Source organism: Prevotella sp. lc2012, assembly GCF_900107065.1.
In the GTDB taxonomy this organism is placed as follows: Bacteria; Bacteroidota; Bacteroidia; order Bacteroidales; family Bacteroidaceae; genus Prevotella.
Window position 1 is genome coordinate 235,048 of record NZ_FNUF01000003.1, and the last position, 24,465, is coordinate 259,512.

General features: G+C 48.9%; 24 protein-coding genes. 10 read left to right on the forward strand and 14 right to left on the reverse strand.

The genetic code is table 11. From position 1 onward, the window contains the following. Entirely contained in the window at positions 1-402 is a 402-nt protein-coding gene (locus BLU99_RS07635; protein ID WP_091901131.1) for a hypothetical protein, read from the reverse strand. Beyond that, positions 386-745 (reverse strand): FtsB family cell division protein, encoded by a 360-nt coding sequence (locus tag BLU99_RS07640; protein ID WP_091900777.1) that lies wholly within the window; start codon positions 743-745, stop codon positions 386-388. The genes BLU99_RS07635 and BLU99_RS07640 overlap by 17 nt, the downstream gene beginning before the upstream one ends. A gap of 232 nt (positions 746-977) precedes the next feature. On the opposite strand from BLU99_RS07640, the gene BLU99_RS07645 reads away from it, so the two are divergent. From BLU99_RS07645 to BLU99_RS07655, 3 genes are read left to right on the forward strand one after another with little or no spacing between them, the layout of a single operon-like run. Next, complete coding sequence (locus BLU99_RS07645; protein ID WP_176771082.1) at positions 978-1,577, forward strand: serpin family protein; 600 nt, start codon at positions 978-980, stop codon at positions 1,575-1,577. A 13-nt stretch (positions 1,578-1,590) separates the two neighbouring features. After that, positions 1,591-1,827, forward strand: coding sequence for a serpin family protein (locus BLU99_RS07650; RefSeq protein ID WP_255397496.1), 237 nt, complete (start codon positions 1,591-1,593; stop codon positions 1,825-1,827). After that, the gene (locus tag BLU99_RS07655) at positions 1,820-2,869 is read left to right on the forward strand and encodes a hypothetical protein (RefSeq protein ID WP_091900783.1); all 1,050 of its coding nucleotides are present in this window, start codon (positions 1,820-1,822) and stop codon (positions 2,867-2,869) included. The genes BLU99_RS07650 and BLU99_RS07655 overlap by 8 nt, the downstream gene beginning before the upstream one ends. 207 nt (positions 2,870-3,076) lie before the next feature. Here the strand turns inward: BLU99_RS07655 and BLU99_RS07660 are convergent, their stop codons facing one another. Next, a complete protein-coding gene (locus BLU99_RS07660; protein ID WP_091901133.1) occupies positions 3,077-3,874 on the reverse strand; it encodes a M15 family metallopeptidase in 798 nt (265 codons plus the stop codon). 217 nt (positions 3,875-4,091) lie between these two features. Between BLU99_RS07660 and BLU99_RS07665 the strand changes: the two genes are divergently transcribed. Next, a complete protein-coding gene (locus BLU99_RS07665) occupies positions 4,092-5,861 on the forward strand; it encodes a DNA polymerase III subunit gamma/tau (RefSeq protein WP_091900785.1) in 1,770 nt (589 codons plus the stop codon). A gap of 14 nt (positions 5,862-5,875) precedes the next feature. On the opposite strand, the gene BLU99_RS07670 is transcribed toward BLU99_RS07665, so the two are convergent. Then, complete coding sequence (locus BLU99_RS07670) at positions 5,876-6,232, reverse strand: response regulator (RefSeq protein WP_091900787.1); 357 nt, start codon at positions 6,230-6,232, stop codon at positions 5,876-5,878. A gap of 15 nt (positions 6,233-6,247) precedes the next feature. Next, on the reverse strand, positions 6,248-7,720 hold the full coding sequence (gene xylE / locus BLU99_RS07675) for a D-xylose transporter XylE (protein WP_091901135.1): 1,473 nt from the start codon (positions 7,718-7,720) through the stop codon (positions 6,248-6,250). A gap of 176 nt (positions 7,721-7,896) precedes the next feature. Between xylE and BLU99_RS07680 the strand changes: the two genes are divergently transcribed. Both BLU99_RS07680 and BLU99_RS07685 read left to right on the forward strand, forming a co-directional pair. Further along, on the forward strand, positions 7,897-9,900 hold the full coding sequence (locus BLU99_RS07680) for an alpha-L-arabinofuranosidase C-terminal domain-containing protein (RefSeq protein ID WP_091900789.1): 2,004 nt from the start codon (positions 7,897-7,899) through the stop codon (positions 9,898-9,900). A gap of 8 nt (positions 9,901-9,908) precedes the next feature. Beyond that, positions 9,909-11,411 carry a sensor histidine kinase gene (locus BLU99_RS07685; RefSeq protein ID WP_091900791.1) on the forward strand — a complete coding sequence of 501 codons (1,503 nt, stop codon included), beginning with the start codon at positions 9,909-9,911 and terminating at the stop codon, positions 11,409-11,411. A gap of 60 nt (positions 11,412-11,471) precedes the next feature. Here BLU99_RS07685 and BLU99_RS07690 read toward each other — a convergent pair whose 3' ends face one another. Then, the gene (locus tag BLU99_RS07690) at positions 11,472-12,431 is read right to left on the reverse strand and encodes a bile acid:sodium symporter (protein ID WP_091900793.1); all 960 of its coding nucleotides are present in this window, start codon (positions 12,429-12,431) and stop codon (positions 11,472-11,474) included. 203 nt (positions 12,432-12,634) lie between these two features. On the opposite strand from BLU99_RS07690, the gene BLU99_RS07695 reads away from it, so the two are divergent. The 4 genes from BLU99_RS07695 to BLU99_RS07710 are packed head-to-tail and all read left to right on the forward strand — an operon-like array spanning position 12,635 to position 16,403. Further along, positions 12,635-13,597, forward strand: a complete 963-nt coding sequence (locus tag BLU99_RS07695) for a methylenetetrahydrofolate reductase (protein WP_091900795.1) — start codon at positions 12,635-12,637, stop codon at positions 13,595-13,597. A gap of 5 nt (positions 13,598-13,602) precedes the next feature. Further along, a complete protein-coding gene (locus tag BLU99_RS07700; protein ID WP_091900797.1) occupies positions 13,603-14,736 on the forward strand; it encodes a DNA polymerase III subunit in 1,134 nt (377 codons plus the stop codon). 22 nt (positions 14,737-14,758) lie between these two features. Further along, positions 14,759-15,946, forward strand: coding sequence for a PSP1 domain-containing protein (locus tag BLU99_RS07705; RefSeq protein WP_091900799.1), 1,188 nt, complete (start codon positions 14,759-14,761; stop codon positions 15,944-15,946). Next, complete coding sequence (locus BLU99_RS07710; RefSeq protein WP_091900800.1) at positions 15,933-16,403, forward strand: gliding motility lipoprotein GldH; 471 nt, start codon at positions 15,933-15,935, stop codon at positions 16,401-16,403. Before BLU99_RS07705 ends, BLU99_RS07710 begins: the two co-directional genes overlap by 14 nt. A gap of 12 nt (positions 16,404-16,415) precedes the next feature. Here BLU99_RS07710 and rodA read toward each other — a convergent pair whose 3' ends face one another. From rodA to BLU99_RS07750, 8 genes are all read right to left on the reverse strand, one after another. Next, the gene (gene rodA / locus BLU99_RS07715) at positions 16,416-17,885 is read right to left on the reverse strand and encodes a rod shape-determining protein RodA (protein ID WP_091900804.1); all 1,470 of its coding nucleotides are present in this window, start codon (positions 17,883-17,885) and stop codon (positions 16,416-16,418) included. After that, entirely contained in the window at positions 17,866-19,716 is a 1,851-nt protein-coding gene (gene mrdA / locus BLU99_RS07720; RefSeq protein WP_091900806.1) for a penicillin-binding protein 2, read from the reverse strand. The genes rodA and mrdA overlap by 20 nt, the downstream gene beginning before the upstream one ends. Further along, positions 19,713-20,213, reverse strand: a complete 501-nt coding sequence (gene mreD, locus BLU99_RS07725) for a rod shape-determining protein MreD (RefSeq protein WP_091900809.1) — start codon at positions 20,211-20,213, stop codon at positions 19,713-19,715. Before mreD ends, mrdA begins: the two co-directional genes overlap by 4 nt. A gap of 9 nt (positions 20,214-20,222) precedes the next feature. Next, positions 20,223-21,089: a rod shape-determining protein MreC gene (mreC, locus tag BLU99_RS07730; protein ID WP_091900812.1), complete on the reverse strand. Its 867-nt coding sequence runs from the start codon at positions 21,087-21,089 to the stop codon at positions 20,223-20,225. A gap of 7 nt (positions 21,090-21,096) precedes the next feature. Next, the gene (locus BLU99_RS07735) at positions 21,097-22,119 is read right to left on the reverse strand and encodes a rod shape-determining protein (RefSeq protein ID WP_091900814.1); all 1,023 of its coding nucleotides are present in this window, start codon (positions 22,117-22,119) and stop codon (positions 21,097-21,099) included. Positions 22,120-22,158: 39 nt separating this feature from the next. Then, a complete protein-coding gene (locus BLU99_RS07740) occupies positions 22,159-22,752 on the reverse strand; it encodes an IMP cyclohydrolase (RefSeq protein ID WP_091900816.1) in 594 nt (197 codons plus the stop codon). Between the two features lie 145 nt (positions 22,753-22,897). Next, positions 22,898-23,215, reverse strand: a complete 318-nt coding sequence (rhaM, locus tag BLU99_RS07745) for an L-rhamnose mutarotase (protein WP_091901137.1) — start codon at positions 23,213-23,215, stop codon at positions 22,898-22,900. 45 nt (positions 23,216-23,260) lie between these two features. Then, positions 23,261-24,403, reverse strand: coding sequence for a rhamnogalacturonan acetylesterase (locus BLU99_RS07750; RefSeq protein WP_255397512.1), 1,143 nt, complete (start codon positions 24,401-24,403; stop codon positions 23,261-23,263). Positions 24,404-24,465 lie beyond the last annotated feature (62 nt).

Genomic DNA, 24,465 nt, shown 5'->3' on the forward strand with positions numbered 1-24,465 from the left:
TTATAGTTTTTTTGCCTCTTTAGCCAGCTCTTGGTCTATTCTGTGCATAGAATACAGCTGCAGGATGGCTGCAATCAGAAGCGTGATGACCCACTTGTTATAAACATACTGGGCATAGACGATCTGACTCAGACCGAAGAAATTCGCGATGTTAGCGAACATCAGAAGGGCAGAAAGCAGGAACAGGAAATCGCTGATAAGCATCATCCGACGCAGACGACGGATCACCAGATTGTTCCCCTCATAGCGCTGCAGCATCTGCATGGACGTAAAACAGATGGCTCCTACCGCATATATGTATGGTGCACTCTTCCATGCCAACAGACTGGTGCCGGCACCGATCACCATCAACACGGCGCCCAACAGGAACACCGCATTCTGTATATTACTCAGTTTCCTCATGATCAACAATGGATTTAGGAGCACGATCGTCATCGCTCAATACAAAGATATCCTCGTCGTCGGCTTTCATGAAATAACGCTCACGGGCGATCTTCTCCATCGCCTTAGGATTGGTCTCCAACTCCCGGATCTGCGCCTGATCGCGCTGGAAGTCAGCATTGTACCTCTCCGTCTCCTCCGTCAGCTCGTCGATACGCTGGAGATTCTTGATGTGACTCCAGACGCTGTTCTCGTCAAGGAAGCCAACGATCAGTACACCAGCGATACACACCACCGAATATTTCAGGAACTGCGACCGCCAGAGACGTAACAGGAAAGTCTTTATACGACCCAATACTTTCATTCTCCTACTATTTTGACGGCAAAGTTACATAAAAATGAGAGCAAAACAAAATAAGTCCACTTATTTTTTTGCCGAATGCATGTAACTTCGCGACTTTTTGTCGCAATGTTACATAAAAAAGAGTGAAATGCAAAAAGGTTTTATCTTTTTTTGCTACATAAATACTAATATGTTTGTTAGTTTAAAAATAAAATACATATCTTTGCACAAGAAACGTCAATTGATAAAAGAAATGAAAATCAGAACGATACTTGGGTATTCTTATCGGGTGATAGAGGTTTTGTTTATACTCTATATTTCCGCTTGTGTGTTTGCTGGGTGCAAAGGCTCTTCGAAAAAGAATCTGTTAAAGATTGCGGCAATGACAGAAGAGGACTACAGACTGAGTGATGAACAAAAGATAATGGTTCGTAACAGCAATGAATTCGCTGTCAATCTTTTCAAGAAAATTTGCGAGGAAAGAGAAGATTCGAATGTCTTCGTCTCGACTACTGGCATGTTATATTCATTGAACATCATCAACAATGGTGCATCAGGTCAAACCCAACAAGAGATATGCCATGCCTTAAACATTGTACCAACTGATGTGGAGCGTATTAATAATCTCTGCCGCAGATTCATGATTGGTCAGGCAAAAGTGACAGAGCACGAATTCCTTGGTCCCACATCGTACATGAGAACCGCCACTCTATTCCAAGCAGGGGAGGACATAGACATCAGCAAATCCTTTCAAGAGGTTTTGGAATATGACTATTTTGCAGGTATCATCAAAGGCAAAATAGATCAAGGCAAACGAATGTCTAGCATCGTTGGGCATCAAGAAGCTGTTTAGTAATGATTCTCAATTGACCCGCATTCAATCACGTCCGATGAAGGTAATAGAAATCTTACAAAGCAGCAAAGTCATTCTGGACGAAGACGGAACGCGAGCTGGTGCCATTACATCTACTTCATTTGCAACTTTGAGTTCGCTCATGCATCCCACAGAGGCTTATTTCTATGCCGACCATCCCTTTGCCTATATCATAGCCGATCCCTTTGGCAACTACTGCTTTATGGGCACCTTCTGGGGAAATGAATAAAAGTACAATCATTATAAGAGCTTATATGAAGAGAATCGGGCTTGTTACTATATCAGTGTTACTGGGCATAGGAATATTTGCCCTTTCATTACAAGGCTGTAAGAATAAAAAGAAATCAGATGAAGCAAATGATCTTGTAGTCAACAAAAAGCCCCAAATAAAGGTAACAAAAACTTTTCATACGATAAAAAATAGTCACGGAGAAATCTCATATCAATGGAAGAAATCCGACAGCTTATATGCCCATGCTTCTACTAAGGAGCTAATAGAACTTGCTGCGAATCATGATGATAAGATCGAACGCTTGGTAGCTTTTCGTGCTCTTTTAATGAAGAATCCACATGAGGCAGTTAACTTGGCCATTTCTGAGATAGATGACACTACTAATGTGACAACGACAGACGGCAATTGCGGACAAGAGGATATTGTATCTAATGTAAGAATCGGTATGATACAATATGAAAGAAATCATTATAAAGTATCTCTGGCAGATTCTATGCGCATTGATAGTGCACTACTGTTTTCAAATCATTCTCCAAAATTTGGTTACATGTCTCATCTTTACCACAAGCTACCTGCAAAGCCAGAATTTGAGAAACGCCTGCTACAATTACACGAGCAGGATCAATATGCATTGATAGCTTTGGCAAGATATCATAGAGAAGATATAAAACAAGAGATTATCCGATTGATTTCCCAAATAGACAAAAAGATTAATATCTCTAATCGTGATACTATCCGCACTGCATTAGATGCTGTTACAGCATGGCCGTCGGAATCATACAAGCAACAAGTACGAAAAAAATGTCAGTATATACTTAATAAAGCTGATACATATGGTTGCTATCGTAGCGCTTTGGGAGCTTTAATGGCCTATAATGATAAGTGGAGCTACAATTTTATAGACAAGACTTTGTCAAAAGCCAAACAAGATAAACAAGTATTCTACGGCATTAGATTGGATTTTCTTATGGCATATAAAGACAATCCTCTTCCATTATTCAAACCATTGATACAGAAATATAACATCACAAAGGATTAGAAATATTTAAAATAAAAAAGGAAAAGGCAAAGTGGTCAAAATGACCATTTTGACCACATTTTATCACCCCCACCCCATGCCCGAAGGAAAATGGAGGTTTGAATAAAATAAAGCAGGACTTTGCTCGGAGGAAACTGTATTCGGGGCCGGATGCCGAGGAATAAAAAGCACCACGACGGCATAACACGCATGATTCAGCCCCAAACATCATAGTGACGGATGGGGTTTGATGGGGAAAGTGAAATAGGTATCGGGGAAAGGCTCGTCCTTCAGGGTAAAGTGCCACCACTCGGTGTCGAAAGGCTTGAAGCCGTGACGGAGCATGGCTTGACGTAGGATCATGCGGTTTCTGAACTGCTGCTCTGTGATGCTGCGTTTCGGATTGGCAGGACTCTTCGAATTGTCGCCTGTGTATTCGCCCGTCTCAGGATTGCCGCAGAAGTCGGGATGACTCTCAGGACCGAACCAGTCGAAGGTGCCGCCCATATCGATTTCTTTCTCCGTATTCATGTCGAAGAGCGTCAGGTCGAGGGTAGAGCCACGGGTATGACCACTCTTCAGACAGATGTAGTCTTGAGGAAAGAGTACGCTCTTGTCGAGGTCGGGATAGAAGTAGGGCTTCATCAGTGTGTCGGCGATGTCCTCTGCCCAGCGCACGAAGTGGTCTACACCCTTCTGCGGGCGGTAGGCATCGTAGATCTTCAGTCGATACCCTAGTTTCATAACGTCATCACTCACAGCCTTCAGACTGTCAGCAGCCTGCTTGGTGAGCAGTGCTATCGGTTCGTCATAGCCATCGATACGGGTACCCACAAAGTTGTACGTTCCAAAATAACGTATCTCCAGAATGGCATCGGGTACCACATCCGTAATTGTCACAAACTGACTGGCATCGTCAGTCGCGCTGACCGTCGTACTTTTCTTCGTGTCCGAAAAGCAGGACACCATCGTCATGCCGCAGATTGTCAGGATGGCGGCGATCATCCATCGCTTTGTCTTATTCATCTCCATATTCTCGCATGCTTTTGTGTGCAAAGATACAAATAAAAATGAGAGAAAAGGCATAAGAAATAAGTGAACTTATTTTGTTCTGCGCTCATTTTTATGCAACTTTGCGACAAAAGTCGCGAAGTTACATGCACTCGGCATAAAAAATAAGTGAACTTATTTTGTTCTGCGCTCGTTTTTATGTAACTTTGCAGGGAAATTAAATCTGCAATTCATGGAATATATCGTTTCTGCCAGGAAATACCGCCCGATGACCTTCGACGCGGTTGTCGGGCAAGCCGCCCTGACAACGACGCTCAAGAATGCCATCAAGAGCGGGAAGTTGGCACACGCCTATCTGTTCTGCGGACCACGAGGCGTGGGTAAGACCACCTGCGCCCGTATCTTCGCCAAGGCCATCAACTGCCAGAACCCGACAGCTGAGGGAGAGGCATGTAATGAATGTGAGAGCTGTCAGTCGTTCAACGAGCAACGCTCACTGAACATCTTTGAGCTCGACGCTGCCAGTAACAACTCCGTGGAGCACATCAAGACGCTCATGGAACAGACCCGGATCCCACCGCAACTGGGCCGTTACAAGGTGTTCATCATTGACGAGGTACATATGCTCTCCACAGCAGCCTTCAACGCTTTTCTGAAAACCCTTGAAGAGCCGCCCGCACACGTCATCTTCATCCTTGCGACGACCGAGAAGCATAAGATTCTGCCAACCATCCTCAGTCGTTGTCAGATATACGACTTTGAGCGGATGACCATCAGGAACACGGTCGACCACCTGAAGCATGTTGCCGAGAAAGAAGGTATCACCTACGAGGAACAGGCCCTGGCCGTCATTGCAGAGAAGGCCGACGGTGGTATGCGCGACGCCCTGTCGATCTTCGACCAGGCCGCCTCTTTCTGTCAGGGTAACATTACCTATGATAAGGTGATCGAAGACCTGAACGTGCTCGACTCGGAGAACTATTTCAAGATCATAGACCTGAGCATCGAGAACAAGGTCAGCGACATCATGATACTGCTCAACAGTGTGATCAACAAAGGCTTTGACGGTGGTCTGCTCATCCAAGGCCTCGCCAAGCACGTGCGTAATGTGCTGATGGCCAAGGATCCACAGACGCTCTCATTACTGGAGGTCAGCGACCAGCAGCGCCAGCGCTATCAGGAGCAGGCCAAACGATGCGAGACACCGTTCCTCTACCAGGCACTCCGACTGATGAACCAGTGCGACATCAACTACCGCCAGTCGTCTAACAAGCGGTTGCTGGTGGAACTGACACTCATAGAGATCGCCCAGATCACACAGTCGGATGACGACGGTGCCAGTGCGGGGCGCCGCCCCAGAAGATTAAAAACCCTGTTTAAGAACCTGATACGACAGTCTCAGTCCAAGGCAGCAGCTCCGCAGGTGGCTGCGGCTGAGCCTGTCGTGTCTCCCCAGACTGTTGTCTCCCAAGTCTCGGAAAAGTCCGAGCAACCCAAGAATGCCGCTAACCCCGTAAAGCCAGGCATCTCCCTGAAAGGGCTCGGTTATTCATGGAGAAACCTTCGTCAGCAAGGTAAGCCGACGAAGATGAATATCATCCCTGGAACCGTTAACACGACCATCAAGCAAGAGACAGATGCCGTCTTCTCTCAGGAAGACCTGGAACTGCAATGGATGTCTATGTGCAATCGCATGCCTCAGAAATACAGCAGCATTGCCACACGCATGAAGAACATGACACCTGTCGTCTCCGACACGTCTCAGGTAACCGTCACCGTTGACAATGATCTCATCAAGGACGAGATGGAGCAATTCAAGAATAGGATTGTCAGAACACTGGCGGATAATCTGCATAACAGTCAGATCACCCTGACCATCCTCGTTGCCGAGCGTCCTGAGCATGTAAAGGTGCTCACCCGTCGTGAGCAGTTCGAGCTGATGAGCAAAGAAAATCCTGCCGTAGAGAAACTACGGCAGGCATTCGGATTGGAACTGGCCTGACAGAGGCCCGTTCCTTATTCCTTCAGATACTTCTTAATAGTCTTCAGACAGACCTCTCCGCTGACAGGCTTTGAGAGGAAATCATCACACCCTGCTGACAAGGCCAACTGACGGTCGCTATCGAAAGCATTAGCCGTCAAGGCGATGATCGGGAGATCAGGATGCTTCTCCTTGATGATCTTCGTGGCCTCCAGACCGTCCATCAAAGGCATCTTCACATCCATCAGCACGATATCGAAACCACCTGCCTCGATCATGTCAACAGCCTCCTGACCATTCTTGGCCCTTTCATACTGATAGTCCTTCTTCAAGATGTACGACATCAGGATGAAGTTGCTGTCATTGTCTTCTGCTACTAATATTCTCTTCATATGGTTTTGCTTTGATTAGTTTTTCTTCCACAACTTGCTCATATCCTCCAAGGTCTTTCCCTTTGTCTCAGGAACAAGACGCCATACGAACAGGGCGGCGATCACACAGATAATGCCATACAAACCATAGGTGAACCAATGGCCGAAGTCATCACCTGCCGTCAGATGCATATTGAACATCGGAACGAACGTCGAGCTGACGATGAAATTGAAGATCCACTGGAAAGCGACGGCAATGGCCACCGCAGCGCCACGAATGGTATTGGGGAAGATCTCTGCGATAAGCACCCAGGTGATGGGGCCCCATGAGAACATAAACGATGCCGAGTAGATAAGCAGTGAGGCGGCAGTCACCAACTCCAGTCCTGCGTGACCAAACGTCACCGCAACACCGAAGGCACCAAGAGCCATACCCAACGAGCCACAGATGAGCAGCGGCTTACGACCCAGCTTCTCAACGGTGAAGATGGCAACCAGCGTAAACAGGATGTTGATAACACCCATGAACACGGTGATAACCATCGGGTTCTCCATACCCATATCGCCGAAGATACGCGGAGCATAATAGAGCACAGCATTAATGCCGACAGCCTGCTGGAACACGCTGAGCATGATACCGATGAAGATACACATGGCACCATAGGTCATCAGCTTCTCGGTCTTCACGACCATCGTATCCTTGATGTCCTGCAGAATCTGGGCAGCCTTAGCCGTACCGTTGATCTTTGCCAGGATTCCCTCAGCCTTCTGGTCCTGACCGATGCTCACGAGGTAACGCGGTGTCTCAGGCACGAAGCAGATGAGCAGGGCGAAGAGTCCGGCGGGAACAGCCTCGGAACCGAACATATAGCGCCAGCCGGTCGTCACGGTCCACTGAGCGGCGGGATTGATGGATGCGAGACCCTTTCCCATCTCCTCTACCAACGGCTGGATATGATCGCCAAGGATGAAGAAGTTCACAAAGTATACCACCAGCTGACCGAAGATGATAGCGAACTGGTTCCAGCTGACAAGCATACCACGTATGTTAGAGGGGGCGACCTCACCGATATACATCGGACAGATGGCCGAAGCCAGACCGACACCGATACCTCCGATCACCCTATATATATTAAAGGTAATAAGCAATGAGTAGGTAGGCTCTCCATGCTTGAAGAACAAGAACTCTGGTTCCATGCTTCCCAAAGCGGAAATGAAGAATAACAGGCCTGCGACGATCAGTGACTTCTTACGTCCCAGGTTAGTAGCCAGGAAGCCAGAGAGGGCAGAACCGATGATACATCCGATGAGTGCCGAAGCCGATGTGAAGCCATGCCATCCGTCTGTATAGGTGAAATCCTTTGATTCCATGAAGAAAGCCTGAAGTCCCTTCTCGGCGCCAGAGATCACCGCCGTATCATATCCGAACAACAGACCGCCCAACACGGCGACCATCACAATTGAAATCAGGTAGGCCTTGCTACCTTGTTCTGTTTTTTGATTAATCATATCTATTTGTTTTAAGTTTATCTTCTCCCCCTCTTCTTTCAATTGTTTGCAAAAATAAGCCTTTTTGATGAAATCACCAAAATAAATCGCCTTTTAACCTTATTTTTTTGATAAAATTTTCGCACATCAGGTTTTTTACGTAATTTTGTAGCCACTAGCAACTAATCGAAAACGAAATGAAGAAATTAACAACAATCTCACTGTTGGCCATCAGTCTGACCGCAGCAGCACAGATACATGTCATAGACGTCAACACTAAAAAACTTGGAGCCCCCATACAGCCGACCATGTACGGACTCTTTTTTGAAGACATCAACTACGCCGCCGACGGAGGTCTTTATGGCGAACTTGTCAAGAACCGTTCTTTCGAATTTCCCGACAGGCTGATGGGCTGGGAGGCTTTCGGAAATTTTGAGATAAAGGACGACGGTCCCTTCGAACGCTGTCCCCACTACATAGAATTACGCCATCCCGGTCACGGTGATCGTCGTTCAGGTCTTAGCAACGACGGATTCTTCGGTATCGGTCTGCACGAAGGAGAAGACTACCGTTTCTCCGTCTGGGCCAAGGCGCCACAAGACAGTGCACGGATCATCGTACAGTTCATCGATCGTGCCACGATGGAGGAGCATCAGGAGTTCGCCGAAGCCAGACTGAGCATCGACGGTAACACATGGAAACAATATGAGATCGTACTGAAGTCGCCCCGTACCATCCAGAAGGCACAACTGCGCATCTTCCTTGACGGAAAGAACACGGTAGACCTAGAGCATATATCACTCTTTCCTGTCAACACCTTCAAGAACCGCAAGAACGGCATGCGCCGTGACCTTGCCCAAGCTCTTGCCGACGAGAAGCCCGGGTTGCTGCGCTTCCCCGGTGGTTGTATTGTAGAGGGTGTTGATCTCGCCACACGCTACCAGTGGAAGAACACCATCGGTCCGGTGGAGAACCGTCCTCTGAACGAGAACCGTTGGGAGTATAGTTTCCCTTATCGTTTCTTTCCTGACTATTTCCAGAGTTATGGCCTCGGTTTCTTCGAGTTCTTTCAGTTGTCAGAAGATATCGGAGCAGAACCGTTGCCCGTGCTCAATGTGGGTATGGCCTGTCAGTTCCAGAACTGGAACGATGAGAGTGCCCATGTTCCCTTGGATCAGTTGCAGCCATACATCCAAGACTGTCTCGACCTGATTGAGTTCGCCAACGGTCCTGTCGATTCTGAATGGGGAAAGAAGCGTGCAGAGATGGGGCACCCGGAACCATTCAACATGAAATACATCGGTGTGGGCAATGAGCAATGGGACGATATGTACTTCAAGCGTCTGGAGCCCTTTGTGGCGGCCATCCGCGCCAAATATCCCCATATCAAGATTATCGGTACCAGCGGTCCCGACTCCGAAGGCAAGATGTTCGAGAAAGGTTGGGAGGCTATGAGGAAACAGAAGGCCGACCTCGTCGACGAGCATTTCTACCGTAACGAAGACTGGTTCCTTGGTAATGCAGCCGGCAAAGCCAGATACGGCGACAATTGCGGCGGTCTGCGTTACGAGAACTACGACCGCAAGGGGCCGAAGGTCTTTGCCGGAGAATATGCCTGCCATGGAAAAGGCAAGAAATGGAACCACTATGAGGCCTCTATCCTTGAGGCTGGTTTCATGACCGATCTGGAGCGCAATGCCGACGTGGTCTATATGACAGCCTATGCCCCACTCTTCGCACATGTAGAGGGCTGGCAATGGCGCCCCGATCTCATCTGGTACGATAACACCCGTATGTTCAAGTCGTGCAGCTACTACGTGCAGCAGATGTATGCGACGAACAAAGGTACCCATGTGTTGACGACGACCATGGACAAGCAGTTTGTGGCCGGTCAGGAGGGACAAGACGGTCTTTTCGCCAGCAGTGTGTTCGATAAGAACACCGGTGAGATCATCGTAAAAGTCATCAATACCTCCAAGCAGACGCAGTCTGTCGCATTGAATCTTCTGGGGCTCAAGGGTGAGCATACCGCGAGAACCATCACCTTATGCCACGATGGTATGGACGACGAGAACACGCTTGACAATCCTGAGTTGATCACCCCCCAGGAAGGCACCATTCTGTGTGAGGCCGGCAAAAAGAACACCATACTCAACGACCATCTGCAACAGATGTCCTTCCGTGTTTACAAGATTAAATAACTTACACTATGAATACTAAGTTTTTTTCTTTACTTCTAAGTCTGCTGTTCTGCTGTGCCGTTGCCCATGCACAGGAAGCGCAGAAGAGTGCCCTGCAGCAACGCGCTGAGGCCGACAATGAGAAAGGCGATATCGCCAGTGCCCGTTTTCATTTCATCCGTGCCTTCGAGGATTATGCCGGCAAGGGACAAATCAGACAAGGTGTAGAGTGTGGAACGAAGGCTACAGCCCTGTACTACAAAGAGAACTATTACAAGGAAGCCTTCGACTTGCTGCAGCGTATCGAACAAGCCATCCAGTCAAAAGAACAGGATGGTTCTAAGAAGGCAGCATTGAAATATCTGACTGTCAAGGAGCGTCTGGAGATGTATATCAGGATGAGGCGCAGCGCCAGCGCACTCGACCAGATTAACGCCATGGAAGTCCTGGCCAACGCGGCAGGGGATGAGAGCGTCAAGAACGACCTGCTCTATAATAAAGCGATCTACTATTACACCTTCGGACAGAATGCACAAGGTAATGCAGTCTTTAAGGAGATGGCCGACAAGTTGACCGCCTCGAAAGAATACGACAAGGTTGATCAGGTTTACCAGACGCTTATCGCCAACGGGCGCAAAGCTGGCAACGCCAATCTCGTGGCACAGTCATATAGCAGTTATCTCGCTTGGAAAGACTCTGCTAATGCCCTGAAGCATGCCGACGAGATCGGTGCTCTGAAGAAACAGATTGCCGACAACGAAGCCGCTATCTCAGAGAAAGACAGTTCGTTGACCTCACGTCAACTGATTATCATCGGACTCTGCATTCTGGCTGCCGCACTGGCTGCCGCATTGGCGATAGGTGCTGTCGTACTCCTCCGTTTCATTGCCTTGACCCGCAAGCAGAAGAAAACGATCCGTCAGGCAAACGAGAACAACGCACTGAAGGCTAAGTTTATCAGTAACATCTCCGCCCAGTTGGACCCGACCCTCCAGAAACTCGACAGTCGAGCTCCAGAAGTAAAGGCACTGATGGACTTCTCCAAACATATCCAGACACTATCGGAGTTGGAGAATACAGCCGGAGAGGTGGAGTTGGAAGAAACCCAGGTTCAACAGTTCTGTGAGAGTCTGGCCGACAAAGTGCGCGACAAGGTTAAGAGTGGAGTCACCCTGACAGTGAACGCGCCAAGCATGAGTGCCATGATCAATCAAGATTACGTATCCCACATCCTGTTGCATCTTCTGAACAATGCCGCCGAATATACGCCAGAGGGCGGAAAGATATGGCTGGACTACAAGAAGCGTGGCGCACATGTACACCAGTTCCTTGTGTCGGACACAGGACAAGGCATACCAGAAGAGAAACGAGAAGAGATATTCAAGCCTTTCCGTGAGATCAGAGACCTGACGACCGGCGACGGTCTTGGGCTACCGATCTGTAAGCAGATGGCTATCAACATGAATGGAGACCTTGATATCGATCCTGAGTTCACCAAAGGAACCCGTTTCGTGCTGAACCTGCACACCTAAGATCTCAGACAGATATTGATATGATACTCGCCAATCAGTCATCTGCTGATTGGCGAGTCTTTATTTATCCAGATTCTTTCTCCTATACTCCCATAGTTCCAGAGAGTTGATAATGTTCTGCCATAACACGTAGCACCCGGCACCGACCGAAGCAACAGGGTTCAGATACATATAGGCCACCCATATACTCAAGGCCGTATTCTTCTGGAAGAGAGCCTGTCCACTATTGATTTCCTCACCAAGATGTCGCCCGATACCACGTCCTACCAGGAACTGTACGAAACAGAGTATCAAGCTGAGCACGGCAATCATCACAAGCAGTGTCAGGGTGGCCTGACTATGAACGATATTACGAACCGTGACGCCCGACGTGATACATAATGAGACCGACCATAGATAAAAGGAGAGATCTGGTATCGAGACAATCCACTGACAAAGCCGTTTGGCGTAATGCTGCACCAGCCAACCAAGGATAAGCGGTAGAACAAGCACGATTGCCACTTTCTCAAGAATCATAGCAAAAGCGCTCCAGAAGTCAACATGAGCCGTATGTTCTAACAACGGGAACACTGCAGGAATCATAACAGCGGAAGTCAGTGAGGAGATAACGACAAACGCCGTCATCGTATTGATATTGCCTCCTAATTTGCCCGTCACAACCGGTGATGCGGAAGCCGTCGGACCAATGATACAGGTAAGCACACTCTCCCATAGGATTTTCTGTTCCGGAACGGCATCGACAAGGAATACGATCCAACAATTTATGGCAACAAGCAGCATTTGGGCCACTAACACACCGACATGCCAACGATGGGGTTTCATCTGATGGAAATCCACCCGGCAGAAAGTAGAAAACAAGGTCAGGAAGACCGCCATGGGAAAGACGGCATCAATGACTGGTCCCATGATGTTACCCACGGTATCGAGTTGAGGAACCCAGTAGAAGGTTAGATAGACCAACGAGCCGACAGCTATCGCCACAGGCAGGGTCCAGTTCTTAATAAATCGTATTATACTCATAAAACCGATTGCAAAAGTACGAAAATTAAAGAACTTACATTCAGAAACAACAGCTTTTTCTTTGTTTTACTATCCTTTTTTAGTAACTCTGCGGTCATTCGACCGCGAAGTTACATGCACTCGGAAATGAAAAGAAAACAAGTTTTTCTTTTGCATTTCTCTCGTTTTTTCGTAACTTTGCACACAAATAGACATTTCCACCAATGAGCGTAACAGGATTTATCCACCAAGATATAGACACTCGGCGTTTTTCTTTTGAAGTGCTTCCACCCCTGAAAGGGACAGGCACGGGAAAGTTGTTTGCCGACATTGATAAGCTAAGGGAATTTGATCCTGCCTATATCAATATCACTACACACCACTCAGAGTTTGTATATAAAGAACTGGCTAACGGACAGTTCGAGCGTCATCGCATTCGTCGTCGACCAGGGACAGTGGCCATTGCTGCTGCCATACAACAGAAATACGGGATCCCCGTACAACCACATGTGATCTGTAGCGGTGCCACCATCGAGGATATCGAATACGAGCTGCTCGACCTGCAATTCCTCGGCATCAGTGATCTGCTGTTGTTAAGAGGCGACAAGGCAAAGGAAGACAGTCGTTTTGTGGTTACCCCCGGTGGTCATGCCCATACGACAGACCTCATACAACAGGTCGTGCGCTTCAACGAGGGTTTCTTCGCAGACGGCACACCTATCAAGAATCCTGGGAAGCCCTTCGATTATGGCGTTGCCTGCTATCCTGAGAAGCATGAAGAAGCGCCCAATCTGGAGATGGACATGCAGTATCTGAAAGAGAAACAGGATCTGGGTGCGCAATACGCGGTAACCCAGTTGTTTTACGATAACGACAAGTTCTTCGCATTTGTGGAGAAAGCCAGAGCCATGGGCATCACCATTCCCATTATCCCCGGTATCAAGCCCTTTGCTAAACTCAGTCAGCTAACGGTTGTGCCCAAGACCTTCCACTGTGACATTCCCGAGCCACTGGCCAGGGAGATTGTGAAGTGTAAGACTGACGAGGATGCCAAACAGTTGGGCATTGAATGGACCACGGCACAATGCAGAGAGTTATATGACCACGGCATCCATAACATACATTTCTATACCGTCTCGGCAGTAGACAGTGTATGTGAGGTCGTCAAGGAATTAAACAAGCGATAAGCCTGATGAAATTCAGTGAGGTAATCGGTCAGGAAGAGGCGCAGAAGCGACTGATACAGATGGTTGAAGAAGGCCATCTGCCACATGCCATGATGCTCTGCGGTCCACAAGGAAGCGGCAAACTGGCGTTGGCGACAGCCTTTGCCTGTTATCTGCTGGAACGGCCGACGGCCAACGGGCAACAGGTCTCTGACAGTACCAAGGCGATGCTGGCAAAGTTGGAGCACCCCGATCTGCACTTCACATACCCCACCATCAAACTGCCCTCGATGAGCACCGAGCACAAGCCCGTGAGCGACGACTTCGCAAAAGAGTGGCATGAGTTGATCATGGAAAGCCCCTATTTCACCATGGATGCATGGATGCAGGCTATGGGTGGCGAGAATCAGCAGGCCATCATCACCGCCGGCGAGAGCGACGATCTTGTACGCAAACTGAGTCTGAAGTCCAGTCAAGGCGGCTATAAGGTGAGCATCATCTGGTTACCAGAACGCATGAACATCGAATGTGCCAACAAACTGTTGAAACTCATTGAAGAGCCACCACAGCAAACCGTATTCATTATGGTCTGCGAGGAACCAGACAAGCTTCTGGAGACCATCCGTAGTCGCGTTCAGCGCATCGACATCCGCAGGACCGATAATGAGGATATCCGTCAGGCACTCATCACGCAAAGAGGCATTGACGAAGAGGCAGCCCTCCGCATCAGTCGGTTGGCTAACGGTGACTGGCTAAAAGCTCTGGAAGCGCTGCAGGCAGGGGCTGAGAACGAACTGTTCCTTGATATGTTTATCACGCTGATGCGACTGGCATACCTGCGTAAGATCAAAGACCTACGCAAATGGAGTGAGCAAATGGCAGGTATGGGGCGTGAGAAACAGAAACGATGGCTCAGTTTCTTCCTTCGCATGACAAGGGAGAATTTCATGTATAACTTCCAGAACGAGGAACTGTGTTACATGACCCAGCGAGAGGAGGAGTTTGCGAAGAATTTCGCACGTTTCATCAACGAGAAGAATATCCTGCCCATCAGCGATCTGGCCAATCTCGCCATCCGTGACATCGGACAGAATGCCAATGCGAAGATCGTGTTTTTCGACTTCGCACTACAGATGATCGTTCTGCTCGTACAAAAGTGATAATATAATTATAGCGATATATATGACAGAAAAGACAAAGGAATTGCCCGTCAAGGTCGGATGTGACCGAGGACTGTGCCACGCGGCAGTTGGTCGCCAGGACCGCCAGTTGAACACTTACGACTGGCTGGCTGATGTACCAGGCAATGCCGATACCACCGATCTGGTGGAAGTACAATTCAAACACACCCGCAAGGGATACTATCATAATGTTAACAACCTGGAGCTGAAGAAAGGCGACATCGTGGCCGTTGAAGCCAGTCCCGGACATGACATCGGTGTGGTGACCCTGACCGGACGACTTGTGAAGTTACAGGTGAAGAAGGCAAATCTCAAGTCGGCCGACGACATCAAACGAATCTACCGTCTGGCCCGTCCTGCCGACATGGAGAAATACCACGAGGCCAAGGCGCGTGAGCATGCAACCATGATCGAGAGTCGCCAGATTGCCAAAGGTCTGGGGCTCGACATGAAAATTGGTGACGTGGAATATCAAGGCGATGGCAATAAAGCGATCTTCTACTATATCGCAGATGAACGAGTGGACTTCCGTCAGCTTATCAAAGATCTGGCAGCCGCCTTCCACGTACGAATTGAGATGAAGCAGATCGGTGCCCGACAGGAAGCTGGTCGTATCGGAGGAACAGGTCCCTGTGGACGTGAACTCTGTTGTGCCACATGGATGAAGAACTTCATCTCTGTAAGCACGAACGCAGCTCGTTTCCAGGATATCTCCTTGAATCCCCAGAAACTGGCGGGTATGTGCGCCAAACTGAAATGCTGTCTGAATTATGAGGTCGATGATTATGTTGAGGCAGGCAAGCGACTTCCCAGCAAAGAAGTGATCCTTCAGACACAGGATGCCGACTACCACCTGTTCAAGAGCGACATTCTCGCAGGGTTGGTCACCTACTCCACCGATAAGAATATCGCCGCAAATCTGGAAACGATTTCTGCACAGCGTGCCAAACAGATTATCGAGATGAACCGCAGAGGTGAGAAACCACTCTCTCTACAGGAAGACGGTGGTAAACCTGCGGAGGTGAAACACCATATTGATCTTGCCGGCGGCGACATCAGCAGATTTGACAAGGCCAAGAAAAAGAAAAAGAAGAAGTCTGGCAACGGCCGTCCTAATAATGGTAACAACGGCAATAACAGAAGAAGAGACGACAGAAGAGAGCACGGGCAGCGTCATGACAACCCATAGATACCGGACGATCTTTCTGATCCTTGCGGTTGCCCTGTGCATGATTGCCTGCAACCGCAGGACAGTCTACAGCCACTATGAGCATACCCCCATCAGCGGCTGGGAAAAGAACGACACGCTCCACTTTAGCATCAATCCTCTGGAGGAACCAGGCACCTATCACGAAGAGATTGGGCTTCGTATCGACAACTCCTATCCATTCATGGGACTCAGTCTTGTTGTCGAAGAAACGATCTTTCCTTTAGGATATACCACCAGGCATGTCGTCAACTGTAACCTGATAGACAAAAACGGCATTATCAAGGGGAACGGTGTCAGCTATTTCCAATACAACTTCCCCGTCAACGACTTACAACTGAACAAAGGCGACTCGCTTCAGATCTGTGTGATGCATAATATGAAGCGTGAGATCATGCCAGGCATCGCCGACATCGGCATCAGTCTGGCAAGGAAATAGCAGAAGAAAGTGTTATGTTCGTATCAGATTCCTGCCCGCATCAATACGTAGGAAGATAAAGAGCAACAACGTGAATCCCCATAGGGAGGAACCGCCATAACTAAAGAATGGCAGTGGAATGCCAATTACCGGCGTCAAGCCCAGCACCATGCCCACATTGATAAAGACATGGAAGAGGAAGATGCTCAAAACACAATAGCCATAGACACGTCCAAAGCGATGGTTCTGTCGCTCTGCCAAATGAATCAGTCGTAGGATCAGAGCCAGGAAGAGCAATAAGACCCCTGCAGACCCAACGAAACCTTCCTCCTCACCTACCGTACAAAAGATAAAGTCTGTATCCTGCTCCGGCACGAACTTTAGTTTCGTCTGCGTTCCATTCAAGAACCCTTTTCCCTCCAGTCCACCAGAGCCGATGGCTATCTCACTCTGATGCACATTATAACCGGCACCTTTCAAGTCTTCCTCCAGACCCAGCAACACGTTGATACGTACACGCTGATGCGGTTCCATGACCTCGTTCAGCATATAATCGGCCAGATTGAAGAACACCATTGAACCAAGGGCAAACAACGCGATCCAGGCGTAGTTCCTGATGCGGGTGGCCAGTGCCATCCAAAGCAGATAGCCAATCAACAGCACACAAACCACCAATTCAATATATGTGACATCAAAAGGTATCACATATATAGAGAAGAGGAGTCCCACAACCGTCACCCCCAAACATATCGAGAAGAGACGGATCGCATGACGGTTCTCCTTACAGTATATCCACACCATAGCGGCAGAGAATAGCTGGATCAAGAGAAGAACGACGAATTTTCCAACTGAAGTAGGTGTCTGCCACAACATCGTATCAGCATATCGGATACCGACCACGAAATAGATCACCATCGCCAATCCTGTGAACAACACACTCCCAGGCATTCCCTCACGGTAGAACATCAGGAAGAAGGCCAGATAGACAAGGGCCGAACCCGTCTCACGCTGCAGCACGATAAAAAGCATCGGCACCAATATCACAGCCAGCGTAGCAGCAAAATGCCGCCAGTTCTGGATATTATAGCCATAGGTACTCATCAACTTCGCCAACGCCAACGCTGTGGCAAACTTGGCAAACTCTGCTGGTTGCAGACGGAGAGGTCCAAGCACCAGCCACGATCGGGATCCCTTGATAGAATGCGGGTTGAAAATTGTGGCAAAGAGGAGTAGTAGCATGAATCCGAAGATGATGAAGGCAAACATATCATAATAACGGTCATCAAGCATCAGCAGTACAAATCCCAGTACGATCGACGTACCAATCCATACAATCTGCATGCCAGAACGGGTGTCAAGACTAAAGATGTCTGCATCGCCATAGGTATAGCTTGCACCACAGACGCTGACCCATCCGAAGGTGAGCAAGGCCATATAGATAATGATTGTCCACCAGTCAAGAGAGCGTAACACCCCTTTCTGCTTATCTGTCCGTTGTACCATATGCTATTCTGCGCTCCTGAATAGACTTCGCCTTTGCTTGCGAGGCCTCTGAGAGCTTACCTTTTAGATATTGTTCCATGATCAGGCCACCGATAGGCACACCATAGGTAGCGCCCCAGCCGCCATTCTCCACATAGACCGCCACGGCAATCTTCGGCTGGTCCATCGGAGCAAAACCCATAAAGACAGAGTGGTCATGCCCACGGTTCTGAGCCGTACCGGTCTTACCACATGCCACAAAATCATACTTACCCAGTTCGTGACATGTACCGCCAAGCACCGACGACCGCATACCCTGTACCACATAGTCGTAGGCTTTACGATCAGCCTTGGTGACATGACGACGCGTGTAGGTCGTATCAAGAGGTTCCCCCTGTACCTTCCGCACAACGTGAGGTACATAGTAATATCCCCGGTTGGCAATGGTAGCACCAAGATTGGCGATCTGCAAGGGGGTTGCCGTCACCTCACCCTGACCGATGGCGATACTGATAATCGTCAGTCCGTTCCAGGAACCCTTATATGCCTTATCGTAGAACATGGCATTAGGAATCATGCCACGCTTCTCACTAGGCAGGTCTATGCCAAGCTTATAACCGAATCCCATGCTCACCATATAGTCACGCCATGTATTCATGGCATTCTGCACTGACCCGTATTTCGCCTTATTGCCAATCATATGATAGAGCCCCCAGCAGAAGAAACCGTTACAAGAGGTACTCAGAGCCGGCACAAGAGGCAGAGGAGCTGCATGACCGTGACAACCGACATGAAGTCCTTTGAAGTTAAAACCATGGGAACAAGGATACATCGTCGACTGAGTGATGATACCCTCCGACATAAATGTCAGTCCTTGTGTCGTCTTGAAAGTAGAACCAGGAGGATACTGACCCATCACACTACGGTTCAGAAGTGGTTTCCACACATTCTGACTGAGTTGACGATGATTCTTACTGCGCTGGCGACCTACCATCATGCGAGGATCATACGACGGCGACGAGACCATACAAAGCACCTCACCAGTAGACGGTTCGATGGCCACGATACTGCCGATCTTGCCCTCCATCAGGCGCTCTCCCAACTCCTGCAGACTGGCATCGATACTAAGCGTTAGGTTCTTTCCTGGTACGGCACGATGATCGAGTTCTCCGTTCTTATATCTTCCTTGGACACGGCCATGCGCATCACGGAGCAGAATCTGGATGCCCTTCTCACCACGCAGTTCCTTTTCATACCTACGCTCCACGCCCGACTTCCCGATATAGTCACCAGGCTGGTAGTAATCGTCCTCCTCGATATCCGCAGGAGAGGCCTCAGCCACGTCGCCCAGCACATGAGCCGCCATGGGATACTGATACTGTCGCACGCTACGCTTCTGCACATAGAAACCAGGAAAGCGGAACATCTTCTCCTGAAAGACACTAAAGTCCTTGTCGCTAAGCTGACTGATAAACAACTGCTGAGTGAAACGCGAGTAACCAGGATTACGGTTACGATCCTTCATGATGGTCATCCGACGATCGAACTCTTCCTTTGTAATGCCCAACGCATGACAGAACTCCGTCGTATCAATTCTGTCCTTTGCCTCGTTCATCACCACCATAATGTCATAGGATGGTTGGTTATACACCAGCAGCTTCCCATGGCGGTCAGTGATATTACCGCGTGAAGGATACTCGATCTTCTTCAGGAAGGCATTGGAGTCGGCACTCTTCTTATAATCGTCGCTCGTAATCTGGAGTGTGAACAGACGGATGATATAGATGACCACAATCAGTACAGCCACCCCGCCAATCACATAACGCCTATACCCAAGACCGTAATCCTTCACTTCGAGCGAACACTTTCAATAGCTACAATCAACACTAACGTCAGGATGGCACTGCCGGCGGCACGCAAAAGCCAATGTGCCCAATTGAAGAAATTGAATGTCTCCAAGGCATAGAACACAAGACAATAAAGCGATACCATGACAGTACAGAGAATAAAAAACTTGCCCACACCTAAGGTTGCTGCCGACGAGGCCAGGTTATCCGCAGAATCCCTCGGGACAAACAGTTCCAACAAGTATGGCTGGACAACGGCCATCAGTGTCATCGTGCCCGCAGCCAGTCCCGGTGTGTTAGAGAACACGTCGATGAGCAGTCCGAGGGCAAAACACCATAGCAAGATCTGCCATTTCGGTGAACTGCGCCGAAAGGTAATGACAAAGAACACGTAGAGCAACGGTGTTGCCACATCAAACAGATGAATACGGTTCAGTATCAGCACCTGAGCCAGCCACAACGCCACAAACATGATCAACCGGTTAAGTAATTCTATGGCCATGTTACTTGTCTATTTCTGTTTGATATTGATAGAATCACGAGCGGCCTGCATCAGTACAGCACGCTCAGCAATACTCTTGTCACTGATAACACAGACATCACGTACACAGCCGAAATCAGTGCTGAGTCGCACCTTCAACTTATACGACAGTCCGTCATGAGAGTTATATACCTGCTCGATCTTACCGACCAGTACGCCGGATGGAAATATCGACGAGAAACCACTGGTGACGACCCATTCACCCAGACTGAACTTCGCATGACGAGGCACATCCTCCACATATGCCACAGAAGGATCGCCGCCATACCAGCGGAGATAACCGAAATAGCCGCGGTTACGGATCGAACAACTGATGCGCGACGAAGAGGCGTTCAACACGGGGATTACCACAGAGTAGTGCTCAGAGACGAGATAGACCACGCCTACCACACCGTTTCCGCAGGCCACTCCCATATCCACCTCCACACCGTCGGCGCGGCCCTTATCGATGGTCATCAGGTTTTCTTCCTTATTCAGGGAGTTGTCAACCACCTTGGCAGGAATCAGTTTATACTGACTCAGGAACTGAAGCTCATCGCGCTCCATCACCGTTGTATCCTTCGTCAGATCCGTATACAGTCGCCGTAACTGGTCTACCTGACGTTCCAGATAGATGTTACGAAGTGCCAGTTCCTTATTGGCCTTTGACATAGAGAAGAACGAGGTCACCTCACTCTCCCACTGATAGATCTTGCCGACCATGGCATTGGCCGACGACAGCCAGACACTACCCTGATAGCTGTTGTACTGAAACAACAGAACACCACTGGCCACTTCCAATAAGATGAAAATAAACCAGTGATGATACTTTCTCAGGAAATCCAGCAGGTTGCGCATTTCCGGATTATCTCATCAAGAACGAGAACCTATCTACATTCTTCAATGCGATACCAGCACCCTTAGCCACGCTGTGGAGAGGATCCTCAGGTACATGGAACTGGATATGCATCTTATCGGTGAGACGCTTGTCAAGACCACGCAACAGAGCGCCACCACCTGCCAGATAGATACCGTTCTTCACGATATCAGCATAAAGCTCGGGAGGTGTGTTCTCCAATGCCGACAGTACAGCGTTCTCAATCTTCGAGACCGTCTTGTCAAGACAGTGAGCAATCTCCTGATAGCATACAGGCACCTCCATAGGCAGGGCTGTGATACGGTTAGGACCGTGTACCACAAAGTCCTCAGGAGCATCCTCACCCAGATCGGTCAAGGCAGAACCCACATGAATCTTGATACGCTCGGCCATACGCTCACTGACCTTCACGTTATGCTGACGATACATATACTCCTGAATGTCGGCTGTCAGGTCGTCGCCAGCCGTACGGATGGAGTTATTGCTGACGATACCACCGAGTGAGATCACGGCGATCTCCGTCGATCCACCACCGATATCGACAATCATATTACCTTCTGGAGCCTCCACGTCGATGCCAATACCGATAGCAGCAGCCATCGGCTCGAAAATCAGATAGACGTCACGCCCATCGGCATGCTCTGCAGAGTCGCGCACAGCACGGAGTTCCACCTCGGTAGAACCAGAGGGGACACCGATTACCATACGGAGTGAAGGTGAGAACAGACGGCTACCCGTGTGCACCATCTTAATCAGGCCACGCATCATCTGCTCACAAGCAGAGAAGTCGGCAATCACACCGTCGCGCAGCGGACGGATGGTACGAATGTTCTCATGAGTCTTCTCATACATCATCTTTGCCTCATTACCGACAGCGATCATCTTATCGGTACGGCGGTCAAGAGCAACGACCGACGGCTCGTCAACTACGATCTTATCATCGCTGATGATGATCGTGTTGGCAGTACCCAAGTCCATTGCAATCTCCTGGACAAAACTAAAAAATCCCATTATAGTCTTTATATTTCTATTCTAAATACTTAATCTCAATTATTTTGCGAACCAGCTATGGATGGCGGTATCGTAATGTGAGCTCACGCCGAAGGCACGGGTGGCAAACATACGGCGATCTTCGATGTCTGTCTGAGCGCCTTTCTTGTTAAGGATATCCAACAGCACACCATACTCAGCCTTGCTCGGCACGATCACCACGTCCTTGAAGTTCTTGGCTCCAGCGCGGATCAGAGAGATACCACCGATATCAATCTTCTCGATGATGTCTGCCTCAGACGCGCCACTGGCAACCGTCTGCTCAAAGGGATAGAGGTCCACGATCACCAAGTCAATCTCAGGAATCTCATACTGCTTCATCTGCTCAATGTCGCCTTCGTTCTCACGACGCGCCAAGATGCCTCCGAACACTTTCGGGTGAAGCGTCTTCACACGTCCGCCGAGGATAGAAGGATAGGTTGTCACATCCTCTACCTTCTGGCACTCATAGCCAAGTGACTCTATAAACTTCTGTGTACCACCGGTTGACAGGAACTTCACGCCCTCATCATTCAGTTTCTTAAGCAACTCATCAAGTCCGTCTTTGTGGAATACCGACACCAATGCGGTCTTAATCTTCTTTGTATCAGCCATATTTTTTCTTATAACGTTATAATAAAATGCGCTATTTTAATTTCGCGTGCAAAGATACAAAAAGAAAACGGATTAATCCTCATTTTCAGTATGAAAAATAGATTAACCCGTGTTAAAAATAAGATACGTCAATCAGGCCACAATGCTAATCAAGATGGAACACCTCCTGAATGGGTATCGTGACAGGCGAATTGTCTGGATTCACCTCCATGATATCGGCCATCATATCCCACCATTTCTGCGTGATGGGATCCACATTATCCGTATCCTGAGAATTACCATCACCACTGCATTCCTGATAGCCGAAGAGGATGTTAGTGTCCTTATCCCAATAGATGGAATAATTGCTCACTCCACCGTCCTTAATCATTCTGACCAGTTCGGGCCAGATGGCCGCATGGCGCCGTTCATACTCTTTCTCACAACCAGGTTTCAAGTACATCTTAAACGCGAATCGTTTCATATCTATTATCTCTTTTGATTGTTTTCTGCTGCCTACAGGCCTCATCTAATTCCCGTCAGGTTTCGTCATATCCATTCTATCGGCAGGGTACCAGATAAAAGCTCTAGGACTGTCAGGATATTTTGGGCTGTAATCTATCCAATCCGACCGAAGATCCCTCACGATAGGGAGCGCCAATTGCCTCATCCCCATCACCACCATCTTCGACACCTCATAGGCACCATAAGGATTAAAATGCGTATTGTCTGCCAAAGCCTGATCCTGCCCCGGGAATGTTCCGGCCGGATAGTGCACCAAGGCCCTTTTGCTGCCCTCGTAACCCAGTGTCTCAAAGAAATCGCGCGTCATCTCATGTAGTTCTATCACCGGAACGCCCTCACGCTGAGCCACAGCACGCATCGCATCAGGATAGTCAAGGTGTGTTTCCAGAATCCGACTTCTGGTCGCCTCGTCAAAGAAACGACGCTGAGTTGGCGTTACGAACACCAGGTGTCCGCCCTTCTCCCTGACCCGATCCACGAAGATCTTCAACAGATAAGAGAAATGGTAATATGCGCCATCGCCCGGCCCTTTCTCCTTCTGGTCATTATGTCCGAACTCACAGAACACATAGTCATCTTTTTTCATCATAGAAAGAACCTTCTCCAGACGATTACCTGCAATAAACGTACGAGCACTCAGTCCACTCTCCGCATGGTTGGATATAGCGACCTTATCTGTAAACCAGCGGGGAATCATCTGTCCCCAACTGGCATATGGCTCCTGCTCCTGATCGACCACCGTGGAGTTTCCACATAGGAAGACGGTGACAGCCGTGGTGTCACGTTCTATACGAACAGATCTTACCGCAGGTCTTGCGCCATTGAACTCCAGCGTCAGCTGGTCGTCCCAGTTCAGATACGTCAGTTCACGAGGCTTCAGTCTCACCCTCATCGCATCCGTAATCCTTGGCGATCGTTTGTTCACGATGAAGCTATAAGTCTCGTATTCCCCTTTCCGCGTTACGGCGCTCTCCACCATCAGACGACGCGACTCAGCCCTTACCACGGTCTGCGCCGCCCTTTTCCGAGAGCCCAGCGTCACCGTCACCTTGTAGTTTCCGTCCTCCACAGGCACGGAGAAGTAGAATGGCTTATCGCTCACCTTATTCAATATGCTATCCACGATTGTCTGAGCATACGTCCCCATCGGACACGCCAATACCAACAGACACAGCATTGCAGGTCGTGTGATCATCCTCACACCCCTAC